The 16,748-nt window shown below is 37.8% G+C and carries 11 protein-coding genes and 2 pseudogenes; 2 read left to right on the top strand and 11 right to left on the bottom strand.

Annotation, left to right across the window (positions count from 1 at the left end; all coding sequences use genetic code 11):
- Positions 1-58: 58 nt before the first annotated feature.
- From VXN63_RS07115 to VXN63_RS07070, 10 genes and pseudogenes are all read right to left on the bottom strand, one after another.
- Positions 59-1,108 carry an ABC transporter substrate-binding protein gene (locus tag VXN63_RS07115; RefSeq protein WP_327757332.1) on the bottom strand — a complete coding sequence of 350 codons (1,050 nt, stop codon included), beginning with the start codon at positions 1,106-1,108 and terminating at the stop codon, positions 59-61.
- Positions 1,109-1,133: 25 nt separating this feature from the next.
- The gene (locus tag VXN63_RS07110) at positions 1,134-2,174 is read right to left on the bottom strand and encodes an ABC transporter ATP-binding protein (protein WP_327757331.1); all 1,041 of its coding nucleotides are present in this window, start codon (positions 2,172-2,174) and stop codon (positions 1,134-1,136) included.
- A 61-nt stretch (positions 2,175-2,235) separates the two neighbouring features.
- Positions 2,236-3,015 (bottom strand): ABC transporter permease, encoded by a 780-nt coding sequence (locus VXN63_RS07105; protein WP_327757329.1) that lies wholly within the window; start codon positions 3,013-3,015, stop codon positions 2,236-2,238.
- Positions 3,008-3,841 carry an ABC transporter permease gene (locus VXN63_RS07100; protein WP_327757328.1) on the bottom strand — a complete coding sequence of 278 codons (834 nt, stop codon included), beginning with the start codon at positions 3,839-3,841 and terminating at the stop codon, positions 3,008-3,010. The genes VXN63_RS07105 and VXN63_RS07100 overlap by 8 nt, the downstream gene beginning before the upstream one ends.
- A gap of 479 nt (positions 3,842-4,320) precedes the next feature.
- Positions 4,321-5,064, bottom strand: coding sequence for an amino acid ABC transporter ATP-binding protein (locus VXN63_RS07095; protein ID WP_327757327.1), 744 nt, complete (start codon positions 5,062-5,064; stop codon positions 4,321-4,323).
- A 15-nt stretch (positions 5,065-5,079) separates the two neighbouring features.
- Positions 5,080-5,781 (bottom strand): amino acid ABC transporter permease, encoded by a 702-nt coding sequence (locus tag VXN63_RS07090; protein WP_327757326.1) that lies wholly within the window; start codon positions 5,779-5,781, stop codon positions 5,080-5,082.
- Positions 5,782-5,871: 90 nt separating this feature from the next.
- Positions 5,872-6,743 (bottom strand): annotated as a pseudogene (locus VXN63_RS07085) (transporter substrate-binding domain-containing protein).
- 266 nt (positions 6,744-7,009) lie between these two features.
- Positions 7,010-8,830: an ABC transporter substrate-binding protein gene (locus tag VXN63_RS07080; protein WP_327757325.1), complete on the bottom strand. Its 1,821-nt coding sequence runs from the start codon at positions 8,828-8,830 to the stop codon at positions 7,010-7,012.
- Positions 8,831-8,897: 67 nt separating this feature from the next.
- Complete coding sequence (locus VXN63_RS07075; RefSeq protein ID WP_327757324.1) at positions 8,898-10,355, bottom strand: ABC transporter permease; 1,458 nt, start codon at positions 10,353-10,355, stop codon at positions 8,898-8,900.
- Between the two features lie 18 nt (positions 10,356-10,373).
- Entirely contained in the window at positions 10,374-11,822 is a 1,449-nt protein-coding gene (locus tag VXN63_RS07070) for an ABC transporter permease (protein WP_327757323.1), read from the bottom strand.
- 514 nt (positions 11,823-12,336) lie between these two features.
- On the opposite strand from VXN63_RS07070, the pseudogene VXN63_RS12115 reads away from it, so the two are divergent.
- Together VXN63_RS12115 and VXN63_RS12110 are read left to right on the top strand one after the other, a co-directional pair.
- A pseudogene (locus tag VXN63_RS12115) lies at positions 12,337-13,125 on the top strand (ABC transporter ATP-binding protein); the annotation flags it as partial.
- 81 nt (positions 13,126-13,206) lie between these two features.
- Positions 13,207-14,061, top strand: a complete 855-nt coding sequence (locus VXN63_RS12110) for an ABC transporter ATP-binding protein (RefSeq protein ID WP_442915302.1) — start codon at positions 13,207-13,209, stop codon at positions 14,059-14,061.
- Between the two features lie 89 nt (positions 14,062-14,150).
- Here VXN63_RS12110 and VXN63_RS07060 read toward each other — a convergent pair whose 3' ends face one another.
- Positions 14,151-16,694 carry a glycosyl hydrolase 53 family protein gene (locus VXN63_RS07060; protein ID WP_327757321.1) on the bottom strand — a complete coding sequence of 848 codons (2,544 nt, stop codon included), beginning with the start codon at positions 16,692-16,694 and terminating at the stop codon, positions 14,151-14,153.
- Positions 16,695-16,748: the final 54 nt, after the last annotated feature.

Below are 16,748 nucleotides of genomic sequence, written 5' to 3'. Positions count from 1 at the left end.
GACTATTCTTAAAACAAAAAAGGATGGAACAAGTGTCCCAGCCTTTTTGAGTTTGAATTTATTGATTGATGGTTCTATTCCATTGATTAATCCAGTCTTCTAGGTGAGCATTTACAAACGTATAATCAATCGGCTGAGTACGTTCTGCAATGTCTCCATATGTTTTGTCGGCAGCCACTTCTTCACTCAACTCAACATTTGCATTCGTTGGTGCTTCGTTTAGAGATTCAGCTGTTACTTGTTGTAAGGTTTCACTGATTCTCCAGTTGATGAATTCATATGCTAAATCCTTGTTTTCAGAATTTACGTTTACATTAACCGTGTTGAAATTCCCATAAGTTCCTGACTCTGGAACCACATACTGAACGTCTGAATTCGCTCCTGAAATAATCGGTACAGCGAAATCACCAATTACAGCAACAACAACTTCACCAGATTGGAACATATTCACTAAATCAGATGATTTACTATAGGTTTTAACGATATTAGGAGATAATTCTTCTATGCCTTCAAGTGCCGCTTTACCGTCATCTTCTTGTATATCTACACCTTTATAATCACTCGCTACATGAAGCATCGCTGGCCCAAAAGTTGTGGCAACATCTGGAACAGATATTTTACCTTCTAGAGATGGATCCCATAGATCTGACCATTCTTCGATCTTCATTCCTGCAGCTTCTTCATTATAAATAATTCCAATACTATTCACTGTATAAGCTGGGCCCGAACCATCCGCTGAAAGTTCTGTTGCGCTAGTAATCAAATTATCCATATTCGGTACTTTTGTCGCATCCAACTCTTCAAACAGACCTTCTTCAAATCCTTTTGCAGCATTGGATTGAGAAATATCTAGAATATCAATCGTAGTGTTACCATTACTCGCAAATTTTGTATAGCGCTCTGAACTTGTTCCTGTTTCTGTAACGATATCGACATTATGCTCTTCTTCAAAAGGTGCAAAGATATCTTCTTCCATAACGTCTTCACTCAATCCAAACGTTGAGATAACCAATTCTTGCTTATCTTCTCCAGTTGCATTATTCCCACAAGCAGCTAAAACCGCCGTACTCATTAATGATAATCCTAATAGTTGAACTTTCTTATTCATTTTATTATCCCCTTTTGTCATTTAGTTAAACTAAGATCAATTTCTCTTCTGGTATATAAAGGCTTACTTTATCTCCAGCAGCATAAGCAGTTGAATGGCCATCTTGTACGAGTATTTTTCCAAGTGGTGTTTCGACTTCATATTGGTAACTTTTCCCTAAAAACGTGCGCACTTTCACTTCACCAGGGAGTGTATTGACCGTTTGTTCTGACTGTTCTTCAAGAAGTGTGATATCTTCCGGTCGAATTGTCCCTACTTTTTTCGTCGATTCCCAAGCTCGTTTCGTCTTGAACAGACTTCCATCTGGTGCCGCATAAGTCTGATCATCCACAAGCGTCAGATCAAAAAAGTTTTCGAAGCCGATAAAGCGTGCTACGAATTCGGTTTTAGGGTAATTGTAAATGACTTCAGGTGAATCAAATTGTTCGATAACCCCTTGGTTCATGACTGCTACTTTATCAGAGATGGAGAAACACTCTTCCTGATCATGGGTTACAAATACAGAAGTGATACCTAGGCGTTGTTGAATTTTCTTGATTTCTAAACGCATGTTGATTCTTAGTTTTGCATCTAGGTTACTAAGTGGTTCATCTAATAAAAGTAATTTCGGTTCAATCACCAATGCTCGAGCTAAGGCCACTCGTTGGCGTTGGCCACCGGAAAGTTGTTTAGGATAACGATCCGCAAAGTCCGCAAGTCCTGTCACTTCTAACATTTCCATAACCTTTTTATGGATTATATCTTTTGGTTCTTTCCGTAATTTCAATCCAAATCCAACATTTTCTTTAATCGTTAAATGAGGAAATAGCGCGTAACTTTGAAACACCATTCCGAAATTTCTTTTATGCACGGGTACCTTTGTAAGGTTCGCTCCTTCTACCTTAAACGCTCCGTCATTAGGTTCAATCAAACCGGCTATGACTCGTAAAGTTGTTGTCTTTCCACATCCTGATGGTCCTAATAATGAAACTAACTGTCCTTCTTCAATAGATAAATTCAAATCTTTTAAAATATTATTTTTCCCGTCGTAAGAAACGCGAATATCTTCTAGGTCAACGAATGACATACCTTTCTACTTCCTCCTTCAACTTCTAAAACAAACAATCATAAATCAAGTGGATTTAACTTTAAGCTACACTCGCTAGCCCTAATGTTTTTTCAATTAAATACATCAGCACAATCGTTCCTAGCATCAAAAGTACAGACAATGCAGAAACAGTCGGGTCATAATTGTATTCAATATAATTCATCAATGTTGTTGGTAAGGTGGATACACCTGGTCCAGACAAAAATTGAGAAACAGGGATATTATTAAATGAATTGATAAATGCTAGCATAAAGGAAGCAAAGATTCCTGATGTAATGTTCGGTAATACGACGCGTATAAAGGCTTTAACTTTCGTGCATCCAAGCGTCCAGGCAACTTCTTCAATAGAAAAATCTAATTGCTCCAGACTAGATCCCACAACCCGTATCACATACGGTAAGCTGATCAGGAAGTGTCCCAATAATAATCCTTGATAGATTGGAAGATTTAACTGAACGACAATAAATTGAAACAAGGCATAACCCACGACGACTCCTGGAATGACAGTCGGTGATAGAAAGAAACTTTTTAACCAAGCTGTTTTTGGTGTTCGGTAACGTGCTAACGCATAAGCCGCAGGAACTCCGACTGCTAGTGCCAATATTGTCGCAAGAAATGAAATCTGTAAACTTAGGAAAAAGCTGTCGATAAATGAACTAATTTCGAACACTTTTTTGAACCAGTCAAAAGTAAATCCTTCTATTGGAAACTGTATACTTGGATTCTCACCAAAAGCAGTTACCGTAACAATGATTAAAGGTAGACAGAGAAATATAAAAACTAGTAAAACAAAAATCGATAATCCTCTTTGTTTACGCATATTCCTCACCTCGCTTATCCAATCTTGAAGCTAAAACATTAAATCCTTTCATAACCAACATCGTGGTTACAATCATGATTAAAGCAATCACACTAGCACTTTGCCAGTCTCCAAGCGCCATGGCGTTTTGATAGAGGAAAGTTGACATCATCATATTTCGGTTGCCACCAAGTAACTGAGGCGTTGTATAAGCGGTCAGCGTCCCTGTGAAAACAAGAATACTTCCGACGATGATTCCAGGAATGCTTAAGGGTAAAATCACTTTTATAAATGCCATCAAACGATTAGCCCCTAGCGTTTCCGCAGCTTCCATAATTTCTGTATCGATATTTTCAAACGTTCCCACGAGCGAAATGATCATGACCGGCAGGAATAAGTAAAATGATCCGATGATAATCGCAAATTCTGTATACAGTAACGTGATGGGTTCAGAAATCAAACCAGTTGCAAGCAACAAACTATTAATAATCCCGTTTCTTCCTAGAATATTGATCCAGGCAAAACTGCGTACTACTGAATTCGTCAGTAACGGAAATAATGTTAAAGACATTAGTAGTCCTCGCCATTTCTTAGGACTATTAGCTATAAAATAAGCTGTCGGTACGCCAAAAATAATACTGACAAAAGTAACCATTAGAGAAATTTTGATTGTTCGGTATAGAATATTGACGTTATAGGTATCTTGAAAAAATGATAAGTAGGCATCGAACGTAATACCACCGTTATAGAAAGTCGGCCATATGATTGTAATCAGGGGAAGTATTAAAAAGAAGAGCAAAAGTACTAGTCCAGGTGCTAAAATCAAATACGAGGTTTTTTTAGACATTCTGATAAATCATCCTTTTTCATGAGGTTTAAGCTATTTATATTAAAAAAACAGTTCGAATCCATATATTTATATACTATTGAATGAGATTGTTAAGTTTTTGTAAGCACACAATGAATTATAGGTAAATGACCAAGTCATTACAACAACAAAACGAATATAAGGATAAATTCTAATAAATAATGTTCGTGTTTAGCTTTGATAACGGTTTCAATAAATTATCAGACTTTTATCTACCCCCCTATATCTTGAATACTGGCGCAAACTAAGATAAGTTGTTCATTTTTAGGCGCTTGTCCTGAACATCTTGAATTATATGAGAGAATAATGGCAGCGTTTCTCATATTCCCCGATACTCAAATAAAGCCAGCCCGTATTAGATACCAGCTGGCTTTATTTGAGTATTATTTAGTTAGCGTAATGTTTCGTTTATAGCTACTGTAAAATCAATTTCGAATTCCTATCTAAAATCTTGAAGCTTACTCATCTTCTAAAAGCGCCAAAAATTCTCTTGTACGGGCTTCTCTTGGATCCGTCAGCACTTTTTCTGCTGGTCCCTCTTCTAGAATATATCCTTCATCCATAAACAATGCTCGATTCGCAATGCGTCTAGCAAAGTTCATTTCATGTGTGACGATCACCATCGTCTGTCCTTCTTTTGCTAGATTTTCTATGACTTTGAGTACCTCTCTAACCAATTGAGGGTCTAAAGCAGAAGTAGGTTCATCAAATAACAATACCTCTGGATGCATCATTAAAGAGCGTGCGATTGCAGCACGTTGCTGCTGACCTCCTGATAAAGCATCGGGATATTTATCTTTGTGCTCCACTAAACCTACTTTTTGAAGGATTTCATTAGCTTCTTCCATTACTACTTTTTTATCCCTTTTTTTCACTGTGAGTGGTGCTTCAATAATGTTTTCCATCAGTGTCATATGAGGAAACAAGTGAAATCCTTGAAATACCATTCCTGAATACTGTCTAATCTCTTCTATATCTTTTTTTGTTAACTTCGTTTTACCAAACTCAACTTGTTTTGAACCAATTTTCAATTTTCCTTCGTTCGGTTTTTCTAGTAAATTTAAGCATCTCAATAAGGTTGTCTTGCCAGAACCTGAAGCCCCCACTAGACAAACAACTTCTCCTTTATTTACATTGAAATTGATAGATTCTAAAACGGTTTGATCTCCAAATGTCTTTTTCATATTTTCTACTGTAATCATTTCAAAGTTGCCCCCTTATCCTTTAGCTAAATAACGATTATATCTTACTTCTAATTTACTTTGAATCGTCCCAATTACTACACTAACTAACCAGTAAATGATGGCAACGGTTATATACATTGTCATACTGTCATACGTTCTTCCTGCTATCAAGCGCCCGCTATAGAGTAGTTCCTGAACCGTGATAACCGATGCAAGAGAAGTTCCTTTTAGTACATCCATAAAAATATTAAAAATAGGTGGTACCGCAATTCTAGTTGCTTGAGGGATGACGATTCTTCTCAAGGTTTGAAAATAGTTCATTTGCAGCGTTTCAGCAGCTTCCCATTGACCTTTAGGTACAGAGGATATTGAGGATCTCACAACTTCAGCTAAATAAGCGGCAAAGTTTAAACTCACCCCCACGATAGCGGCTACGATTGCACTTGAAAATTCTATTCCAATAACCGGTAAGCCATAATACAGGATAAAGACAAACACTAAAAGCGGTGTCCCTCTCATAAATGAAATATAAAACTTAGCTGGTAATCTAAATATGGCTAATTTCGACATTCTCGCAATTCCAACAACGATTCCAATCAAGAGTGCAAAAACCATACTAAATCCGGCGATAATCATCGTGATACGCAATCCTTGAAGTAAAAAAGGAATAGAATCAATGGCTAAATCAAAATCGTAAAGATATTCCCATTTAATCTCTGAGAAAAATTCAAACATGTTGTGCTCCTTCCAATATCCAAACTGATAGAAAAGAACATACCAGAAGCTCCTATAGAGCTCCTCGTATGTCATTTATTGACTGTTATCTTATTCTCCTTCTAGACTAACCACTTCTGATTGATCGATTGGTTGTGTAGAATCTGCTCCCAAGAATTCTTCAGACAGTTCTGCAAGTCTTCCGTCTTCTCTAACAGTTTCTAAAGCTTCAGATAGTTTATCTCTCAAAGCTACATTTCCTTTCAAAACAGCTAATGCACTTTCAGTTGGGTGATACTTAACATCTTCTGCAACGACCAAACTGTCATCACCAAACGATTCAAGATTTTCTTGTAAAACTAGACGGTCATTTAGATAAGCATCTTGGTTACCATTAACGATATCTCTTAAAATAGTATCTGTTCCACCGTCATAAGCTGTTCCGTTAGCTCCAATGTTATCAGCAAAAACCGCATAATTACTTGTTAAAGATCCCAATCCAATATCACGGCCTTCTAAATCATAAGCAGAAGAGAACTCATCTACTTCATCTGCACGCACAATTGCTGACCCGTAAGAATATTTATGCGAGTCAACAAAATCAAAGATTTCTAAACGCTCTTCTGTTATGGCAAAATCGTTCGCTGCTACATTGATTTGCTCGTTACGTAATGCAGGTGTAATCCATCAAATTGCATCGTCTCGAATCGAATATCTATGCCTAATTCATCTGTAATATCACGAAGTAATTCTACTTCAAAACCTGTTAACTCATTATTATCATCCAAGTAAGTGATGGGTGAATACGTTCCTGAAGTTCCAACGACTAGTTCTCCTGCTTTTTCAACGTCTGTCCAAGAAGTATCTTCTTCCGTTGTTGCTTCTTCTGATTCGTTTGTTGCCGTTTCGTCTGTAGAATTGCAAGCTGCTAGTAGTAGTCCTACAGTTAGTAATGAAGTGATTCCTAATTTTTTATTAAACATGATTTTTCTCCTCGTCTTCTTGATTCAGTTAACTTTATTTATTTTGAACACTGGTACGCTAATATAGCATTAATGATTCTTAGTGTCACGCTTCTTAGCTTACTTTTTATTAGTCTTAAATCTTTTTTTAAAATTTGTTCACTTATTGGACTACCCTTAAACATTTCATAAATAGGTAAAAAGATAGCCTGGTCAATATCCGTCAATGTTGCATTGATTGGCCAGGCTCTTATCTTTTCTGTTCTATCTAATTTAATCTTTTACTATTATTCTGCTTGCTCCAAGTATTTAGACAAGTGATCTTGAACAAGATCTGCATCTGCTTCTAATTCATTTTCTGTGTCTACTAAAGGTGATACTGGAGAGAATGCTTTTTTCTTTTGTCCATCATAAGACTGGATAAAGTCTTCCTGATTGATTGAGTGAACGATGGCTTTACGTAAATCAACACTGCCAGCAGTCTTACGATCTTCGTTCATTGTATTAACAATCAAATAACTCACAGCGTTGCTGTCTCCCGTTTGTAATTCAAGATTTTCTTCGCCTTCGACGATTTCATATTGTGTTTCGCTTAATCCATAAAGCAAGTGAACTTCACCACTTCTTAAAGCAGAAAGTGAGCTGTCCATGTCGCCGATGAAACGAACAGTGATATTTTCGATATTGGCTGCATTCTCAGTATCCGTCATATAAGCAGGATTTTTCTGGAATGTTGCTTCGTAATCGTTTTTAGAGATCATAATATATGGTCCACTTGCAAAAAGATGATTGTCATAAGTGTCGCCTTCTGTAACAGCGCGTTGATCTCCGTATGCAATATCTGTATCCACATTATAGTTATCGATATCATATGTGTTGACACTCTCTACCTGTTGTTCAGATACGATTCCAGCTGACTGGTGCGCTAAATAATTCAGTACTTGCGGGAATGGCTCAGTTGTTGTCAGTTTGACAACTTGGTAGTTACCTGTTGCGTTATCTGCTTGTGTTTTGTCTGTTACCAAGCTATTAATTGGTGTATCCAAACCTGATTCCAACGCTTCTTTGACTGTCGTATTTCCATCTGCTAACTCTGCAGTTTCTAGTTCACTCAAGTCGTCTACAACCGTTACTTCATTAATATATTCGTGCAAACTATACGTTCTTTGATCTGGAACAGATTCTGGATCGCTTGCGCGGTCTAGCGAGTAAACAACATCATCAGCTCCAACACGTTCCCCAGTATCCACGGCTTGTCCATCTTCAACACTTGCGAAGTTGATGTCATCTCTCAAGATAAAGTAATAATCAGAATTGCCTTCTGCAATTGCATGGTTGTAACTTAGTGACGCATCAGAAGTTACTTGATCATCTTCTGTAAGGTTTACTAAACGCACATACATATTTGTATTCAGTTGATTAATAGATGAATCATTTCCTTTAACAGGATCAAGAGAAGTCAAATCAGACTCCATTTGAGTCAATACGAGTGTTTCTGAATCATTCATTGCCTCATCATTGAAAGAAACTGGATCCCAAGCAAAGGCTCTAGATTTATACAAGTTCACTGAATCTGGGTTGATTAAGTTTTTGTCGAAAGCCTGCGCTTTTAAAGAATTATAAAGACCTGCGATATAAGCATTTTCTGTTACAAGCTCATTTTCAAGCTGGTTATAAGTCTCTGTATACTCGCCCTCTGTCTGTGCAGCAGCTTGGTCGATTAATTCATCTATTTCGGTGTTTGGTTCAATGACGCGACTGTCTCCATCGCTAGAGAAAATCGAGCGAACAGCATAATCCGGATTTCCGGTTACAGTTGTCCAGCTTGCAATAGAAACATCAAAGTTTCCGGCATCTCTTTGCGCTCTATAACTCGCGTAGTCCGGTTGCTGGTTTACGTTGACTTCAAAACCATTTCTAGTTAACTGGTCACGTAAGATGTTCAAGTCTTTTTCGTCTGCAGCTGCACCAAGTAAGTCAATCTCTACTGTTTCTTGATTACTGTTTGAGCTTCCGTTATTGGCTTGATCTTCCGTTGTAATACTATCGCAAGCTGCCAAAGCCAGTGTTCCTAGTATCATAACTGTGCTGAGTAATTTCTTTTTCATCTATTTTTCCTCTTTTCTGTTTTTGATCTTTTTTATTTATATTATGCAAATACCTTTTTAATCGTGCTTAGGATAATCTTGGGTCTGTAGCATCTCTTATGCCATCACCCAAAAAGTTAAAAGATAAAACAAGTGCAATAATCGCTAGTCCGGGATAGATAGCCAGATAAGGTTTTGTCTCAAGATAAGAACTACCTGTTCGAAGAATGTTTCCCCATTCCGGGATATAGTTTTCTACGCCTAAGCCCAAGTAACTTAAACTACTTGTCGCAATAATCGCTGATCCAATGGTTAATGTTGCTCGAACGATCATCGGTGCCATAGAATTGGGAATCACATGCTGACGAATAATATTGAAATTACGATTTCCAATGGCTCTAGAAGCTTCAACGTACTCCAGATTTGTGACTTGAATAACATTTGCACGCATCGTTCTCGCATAACTTGGAATGTACCCTACACTTAAAGCGATAATCAAATTGGTTGTTGAAGCGCCAAAAGCTGCAACAATTGTGATTGCTAAAAGAATTCCTGGAATCGCGTATAGGATATCCAAAAACCGCATGATCAGGTTATCTGTATGTCGTCCGTAATATCCAGAAATTGCTCCTAGAATACCCCCGAAGATAAACGGGATAAATGTAGCTAGCACGCCGACTGCTAGAGAAATTCTAGCACCAAAGATAATTCTGGAGAAAACGTCTCGACCAAAGTTGTCTGTTCCAAAAGGATACGCAAGATTTGGCGGTTGTAGAATCGCGCTATAGTCATTTGTCACTGCAAACCGGTAATTGAATGTCCAAACACTACAAATCGATATGGCTACTAGAAAAACAATAAATAGCAGCCCCAGCATCGATGCCTGGTTTCTTAAAATCTTCTCGCGGATCCCTTTTCGTTTAGTGATCGCTTTGTTCGCGTCTTGAACCATAGAAGCTGAAACTAAAAGAACAAAAAGATTTCCTATCAGAACCGTTAACGTAAACAATAGAAGGAAGAGCTTTTTAGATCCTGGTGATAAAGCCATCAGTTTATCGTATCCAATGAGTACGATAACGTGGAAAACCAGGATGACTAACAAAACGATCATAGCTGGTATAAAAGAATTGGTTACATAAGCTTTAAACAGATTTAACGCTGATACACCAATGACTAACAGGTCTGTCAAGACCATATAAACGGCATAGACGTAACCTGGAGATACCTTCTTTTTGATAAGGTACAAGGAAGAAAGAACCAGAAACAGATTTCCGATTGCCAGAGTCAGTATCAACAATCCGGCAATGATTTGACTGATACGATTAATCACTAATGATTTTTTACTGTCTTTTCTAATTTTTACAGTCAATAACGCTTGTACGATTGTAGCGAATCCGTTTAGTCCAGCAAGCAGTAAGATGAAAGGCTGTACTGCAAACGTACTAAAATCCATCGCTGCAAATCCTAAAATCACTGTATATAGAAGAGAAAGACCTAATGAAAATTCTACTTGTTTGTAAACAAGTGTATCTTTGTATGACTTCAAAGTAATATTCTCCTCTCTTTAATAGCGTTTCAGATTTGTACGGATTCTAGGATCGATAAATGCGTAGAGCATATCGATCACTACGTTGACAACGGATAAAACAATTGCAATATAGATAACCCCACCGAGCACACTTGGGATATCCGGTATAAATTGGCGCTCTACAATATAACGCCCGATTCCGTTGATGTTAAAGACCTGCTCTGTGACTGCAGCACCTCCGAGTACACCACCAAACTGCAATCCAATAATAGTGACAATTGGAATTAACGCATTTGGTACCGCATGTTTTAAAATCACTCGACTATTCGATAACCCTTTTGAACGAGCAGTCAGGATATAATCTTCATTAATGACTTCTAGCGTTGATGAACGTGTCATTCTGGCGACCGAAGCCATCAGCAATGTCCCTAGAACGACCGCTGGCATAATCAACGAAGCAAAGTTTTCTGTATTGAAAGTCGCTGGTAACCAACCTAGATTAATAGAAAAGACGAGAATAAATACGAGCCCTTGCCAGAAACTTGGAATAGATAATCCAATCAATGCGATAAACATAAATACGTGATCGAACAGTGTATTTGCCTTAACGGCTGAGTAAATTCCAGCTGGTAAAGCAATAATCAATGCGATGATCAGTGCAAAAACAGATAATTCCAGTGTAACTGGGAATCTTCTCATGATTGTTGATACAACAGCTTGATTTCCAGAATATGCATTCCCGAGATCAAAACTGAATACGCCTTTAATGGTTCGACCAAGTTGAACGAGATAAGGATCGTCAAGGCCGTACATACCACGGAAGTTATCAATCTGTGCCTGAGTCGCTGTTTCACCAATAATATTTCTAGCAGGATCGGATGGTGAGAAGTAGAGTAAAGTGAATACGATAACGGTAACTCCTAAAATCACAAATACCATCATCAGCAAACGCTCAAACAGATACTTCAAAAATGGAAAAGCATGTACAATCAGCAGAGCATACATTGGGAATCCCAGTATGATAGAAAGCGCAAAGTATTTTGGATCTGTTAAAAAATCTAATGTCTGTCCTAGAAAAGTGACTTTTTCCCGACCAGATTTTCTATAAATTTCATGAGCCTTCTGATCAATAGCTTCTTGGAATTGTTTTGAAAAGACTTGTTCAACTTTTTTATCCGTTTCTTTTTCAGAAAGTTTTTTATTGAAAAAGGCCTGCTTACTTTGCTCTTGTTGTCTTAATCGATTTTTCAGTTCAACAGCATAACCCTGCTGCTTTAGTAACTGCTCCGCTTCGCTACTGACTTTTCCGTTTTGTTTTTTTACATATTTCTTATTCAAAAATACTAGTAAAACGACTAACTGGAAAGGAAAACCTAACAGCAATAAACCGATTCGATAAATCCAGTTCATGTAAGCTTTCTCGTACTGCCGGGCTGTTTTTTGAAGAACTCCCTGATCTTGTCTAATAATTGTTTCTGCTCCCACTACGTTCCCTCCGTTCATTCCGTACATCTTTTTATTGACGCTCTAGACATAAAAAAAGCCCTTAAAAACAGAATAATTCTGAATTTAAGGGCAAAATAGTCGATTTTACGGTTCCACCTTAAAGAATTGTACAACTCTAAACCTAAAAATTCCGGCTCGGCTCCACAACATCTCATTCAGTACTCGGATCATGATCCTCTATACTGTAAAGCTATAACGGGCTTACCCGATACGATCTAATTCTTGAAACAAGAATTCAACAGTATGACTCCAAGACGCACTTCCAGACATTCCTCATTATCCCTTCTCAGCAAATAGGGACTCTCTTCGAAATCGCAATGATCTGTACTCTTCTTTTCTTAGTCTTTTAACTTATTTTTTCAAAGTAATATGATTGAACACAATATACCAAATTGCCATTACATCGTCAAGTCCTAAACGCTCATATTTTTCGAAACTATTGACAAACATGCTATAATCAAACTATTCTAGTCGAACTTTGAGGAGCGGAACTATGGAAAAACTGCTTGACGTAAAGGATTTATCTATTGTATTTGAACAAGGGGATACTTCTAATGAAGTGGCTACTGGTGTTCATTTCGAAGTTGCAAAAGGCGAAACATTAGGTATTGTAGGAGAATCTGGAAGTGGTAAAAGTGTCACTGCGCGCTCGATTATGCGCCTACTACCTCCAAACGCCCAAAATGGAGAAAACAGCAAGGTTGTTTTCATGGGTAAAGATTTAACTCAATTAACTGAAAAAGAAATGCGAAAAATACGTGGTAAAGATATTGGAATGATTTTTCAAGATCCAATGACATCACTCAACCCGACTATGACGATTGGTGATCAGATAACAGAAAGTATTCGATTCCATCAGAAACTTAAGAAAAAAGCCGCAAAAGATGAAGCGCTGAATATTATGAAACTTGTAGGCATCAAAGATGTTGATTTCAGATACAAGCAATACCCTCACGAATTTTCAGGTGGTATGCGACAACGAATGATGATTGCTATTGCTTTAGCTTGTAATCCAGCTTTATTAATTGCTGATGAGCCAACAACAGCTTTGGATGTTACGATACAAGCTCAAATTTTAGAATTACTAACAGATATCCAGAAAAAATTTGGCACTTCTATCATCTTAATTACTCATGATTTTGGTGTTGTCGCTAATATGTGTGATCGCGTTATTGTGATGAAAGATGGAAAAGTAGTCGAAAGCGGAACGACTACAGATGTATTCAAGCATCCAAGTCATCCATACACTAAACGATTACTAGATGCTGTGCCTAATCTTCAGAATGAACAGAAATCCGTTCTCAATGTAGAACAGTCTAAAAAACCGTTACTTTCTATCAAAAATTTACAAAAACATTTTGATATGGGTAAAGGGGCTACTTTGAAAGCTGTAGATGACATTACTTTTGATATCTATGAAAATGAAACACTCGGTTTAGTAGGGGAATCTGGTTCTGGGAAATCAACTACAGGCAAAACGATTCTTCGACTTCATGAAGCGACCGGTGGTGAAGTGATTTATGAAGGCTTTGATTTGAACCATCTAAATGCTCGTGAAATGAAAGATATGCGAAAGTATATGCAAGTGATCTTCCAAGATCCTTATGCCTCTCTTGACCCTCGTATGAAGGTTTTAGACATCATCGGTGAGTCTCTTGATGTTCATGGCTTAGCAGAAAACAAAAAAGCCCGTTACGATAGAGTCGTCGAACTACTGGAATTAGTTGGTCTGGAAGCATCCTTTGCGATGCGGTACCCACATGAATTTTCAGGTGGTCAGCGTCAACGTATTGGTATTGCGAGAGCTTTAGCTGTTAATCCTAAGTTTATCGTTTGCGATGAACCACTATCGGCATTAGATGCTTCTATTCAATCTCAGATCGTAGAATTACTAGAAGACCTTCAGAAAAAACTAGGATTAACTTATCTGTTCATCGCTCATGATCTTTCTATGGTTAAGCGCATCAGTGATCGTGTGGCAGTTATGTATAACGGCCACTTAGTTGAACTGGCAGACTCTGAGGAGCTATTCTCAAACCCTATCCACCCATATACGAAAAAATTATTAGCTGCAATTCCAGTTCCTGACCCAGCTTACGAAGCCACTCGTCAAAAATCAGTAGAAGAATTTGACGCAGCTACCTATAACGCTTCGGCAACGACTTTCCAGGAAGTTTCACCAAGACACTGGGTAGCTATGCCCAATAAAGAAAACTAGTAAAAGAATTGTCCCGTAATTACAATAATAAAAGGTACTACGCCAATGAAAATCGGTGTAGTACCTTTTATTATTGAATCTTATTCATATTACATAGTTTGTATCCTTTTACCTCGAAAGATGAAGAGGGTCAATCCAATAATTATACTGATCCCACCCAAGAGGCTGAAAGAATTTTTAATTGATCCCGTTTGCGGAAGCTTTGTCTCTTTAGTTTCGTCTGTTTTCGTACTTTCTTCAGTCATTTGACCTTTATTTTCTGATTCAAGTGATGTCGTCTTATCACTTTCAGTTTCAGTTTCCGTTTCAGTTTCCGCATTAGATTGAGTAGGTTGAACCGTTACTACTATAGACTCCCCACGCTTTCCGAATTCATCTAATGCATACAATTCAATTTGTTCTCCCTCTTTAAGAGGCCGTTCTAGCGCAATCTCAAACGGACTATTAACTGTTGTTCGACCAATTTCATTTTGATCAATCAGAGCGACAATTGTTGTATTTTTTTGTCCATTACCTCTAATCGTTTTATCCCCCGCGTATATAGGTTCAATTACTGGTTTAGTAGGTAGCGTAACGATTATAGGTTCTTTATCATTTGAAGGCTCTTCCGAGTTTTTATCTGGTTCTGGTTTTGATAAATTTTCTTCTGGCACTGAGGGGCCTGCTTGATCTTCATCATTCTTCTCTAAATCCCCAACACGATTCACGACAAAATCGTCTATTGATCCCCAAGCTCCTCCGTCGGCCAAAACGTTCATACCTATAGTCAGAGTTCCATTTTCCACAGCAACGCCTTCTACTCTAGGATTAAGCCAGTTTGCCCATCCATTAACTCTAGTATTGACCTTAATCTCATCTGTACTTGTCTCTGCAAATAAATATATTTCTGAATTGCGAGCATCTCCACCTTGAATATGAGCAGCTACCTCATAAATACCCGGTTCCAAATTTTGGATAGTTTGTTGTAATCTAAAGTTCACTTTTTCTGAAGAAAAAAAGTGTGCTGAGTAATTTCCCGATTTTGCATCTGAAGCATTATTCTGAAACGTTACATGTTCTTGAACGCCTTCTGGATAGCTAATATTCCACATTGAGCGATTGGCTTCTTCGAAACTTGGATTCACCGTATAATTGACTGCTGTAATCGTAACAGTTACGGTTGTTTCCGTACCATCTTCTAGCAACCCATTGATTAAATAGACTCCCGTAGTTCCTACTATAGCTTTTTCCAAATCTTCTTGATTCCAACTTACAGATTCTAATCCTTCTGTATTGTCGTTATATATCACGGTCACGGTTTCTGGAAGACTGATTGGATCTCCAAGTAAGAATTCTAAATCAACTACTCTAATATGCTCCACTCTCACTTCTGCTATGGCGCCTGTGTGTACGTACTTGAATGTATTGATAGATGGCAAAGGATGTCCTTCAAAATCAAACAGCGCTTGATTATCAACTGCTGAACCTCCATACCATTCACCAGCATCTTCTGGATCATATTCCGAAGCAAAACTTGAAGCCCATCCTGATCCATAAGTCTCCCATTTTTCACGGTTCTGATTTATGTTTTCAATTGGCCCTACGGGAAGCCACGCTGGTTCCCAGTAAAAGACACCAACACCTTTGTCACCGACGTCGACCACTGATTGAATGACTTCTCTCAAAGAATGTGCCTGACCTTGAACCGTAAACGGATAATTCGTAACTAACCCCTCTCCTGGAACCGTGTTCTGATGTCCGTCGCCGTCTTGATCAGTATAAGCATAAGATGTCTCTGCTACCATGACCTCTTTGTCGTAAGTTTCTACTATATCTGAGAGTACATTGGTCAAATTGTCTAATGTTCCGTGCCAATATGGATAATAAGAGCTTGCAAATACATCATAGTCCACTTTATTGAGATTTAATTCTCGTGCAATATTCTCATAGCTTCCAACTCTTTCAGGATTTGTAAAATGAAGCGCAATTTTAAGTTCAGAATCAATCGTTCTAACTGCTCTACTTCCAGCATTGAAAAGAGTAGACATATTTTCCCAAGTATTTTCTCCAGCTATCGCATTGTTAGTTTCATTACCAATTTGAACCATCCCTACATCAATACCCTCATTTTTCATTCGAGTAATCGTATCGTAAGTAAAATCATAAAGCGCTTGTTCTTTCTCTTCTAAATTATATCCTTTCCATTCTTTAGGCGCTTGTTGTTTAGCTGGATCTGCCCAGAAATCTGAATAGTGGAAATCCACTAAAACTTTCATACCATTTTCAGTAGCACGTTTTCCAATCTCAATAGCTTTTTTCACATCGTTATTTCCGCCGCCATAACTCATTCCAGCAGAATCAAATGGATCATTCCAAACTCGGACCCTAACATAATTAGTTCCTGATTCTTTAAACGTTCTGAATACATCTTGTTCTTGTCCATCTTGATTGTAGAATTTCACACCGCTTTGCTCTAAAGCAATTACACTCGAAATATCTACTCCGTGAATAAAGTCATCTGAGATTCCTTCTACTTTTTCAACAAAAATATCTGAAACTATCGGCTGTTCCTCAGCATGAACCGTACTCGTTTGCAAAAACGCTACTGACACACTTCCAATTAACGCAAGTCTATTAAACCATTTTAGATTCATTTCCATTCTCCTTTTTAAGTAACCGTTAACATTTTGCTACAAAACAAAATAGAG

This window comes from Marinilactibacillus sp. XAAS-LB27, assembly GCF_036039175.1.
Taxonomy (GTDB): Bacteria; Bacillota; Bacilli; order Lactobacillales; family Carnobacteriaceae_A; genus Marinilactibacillus.
Note: the sequence above shows the minus strand (reverse complement) of the source record. Positions and strands in the feature narration are given on the sequence as shown.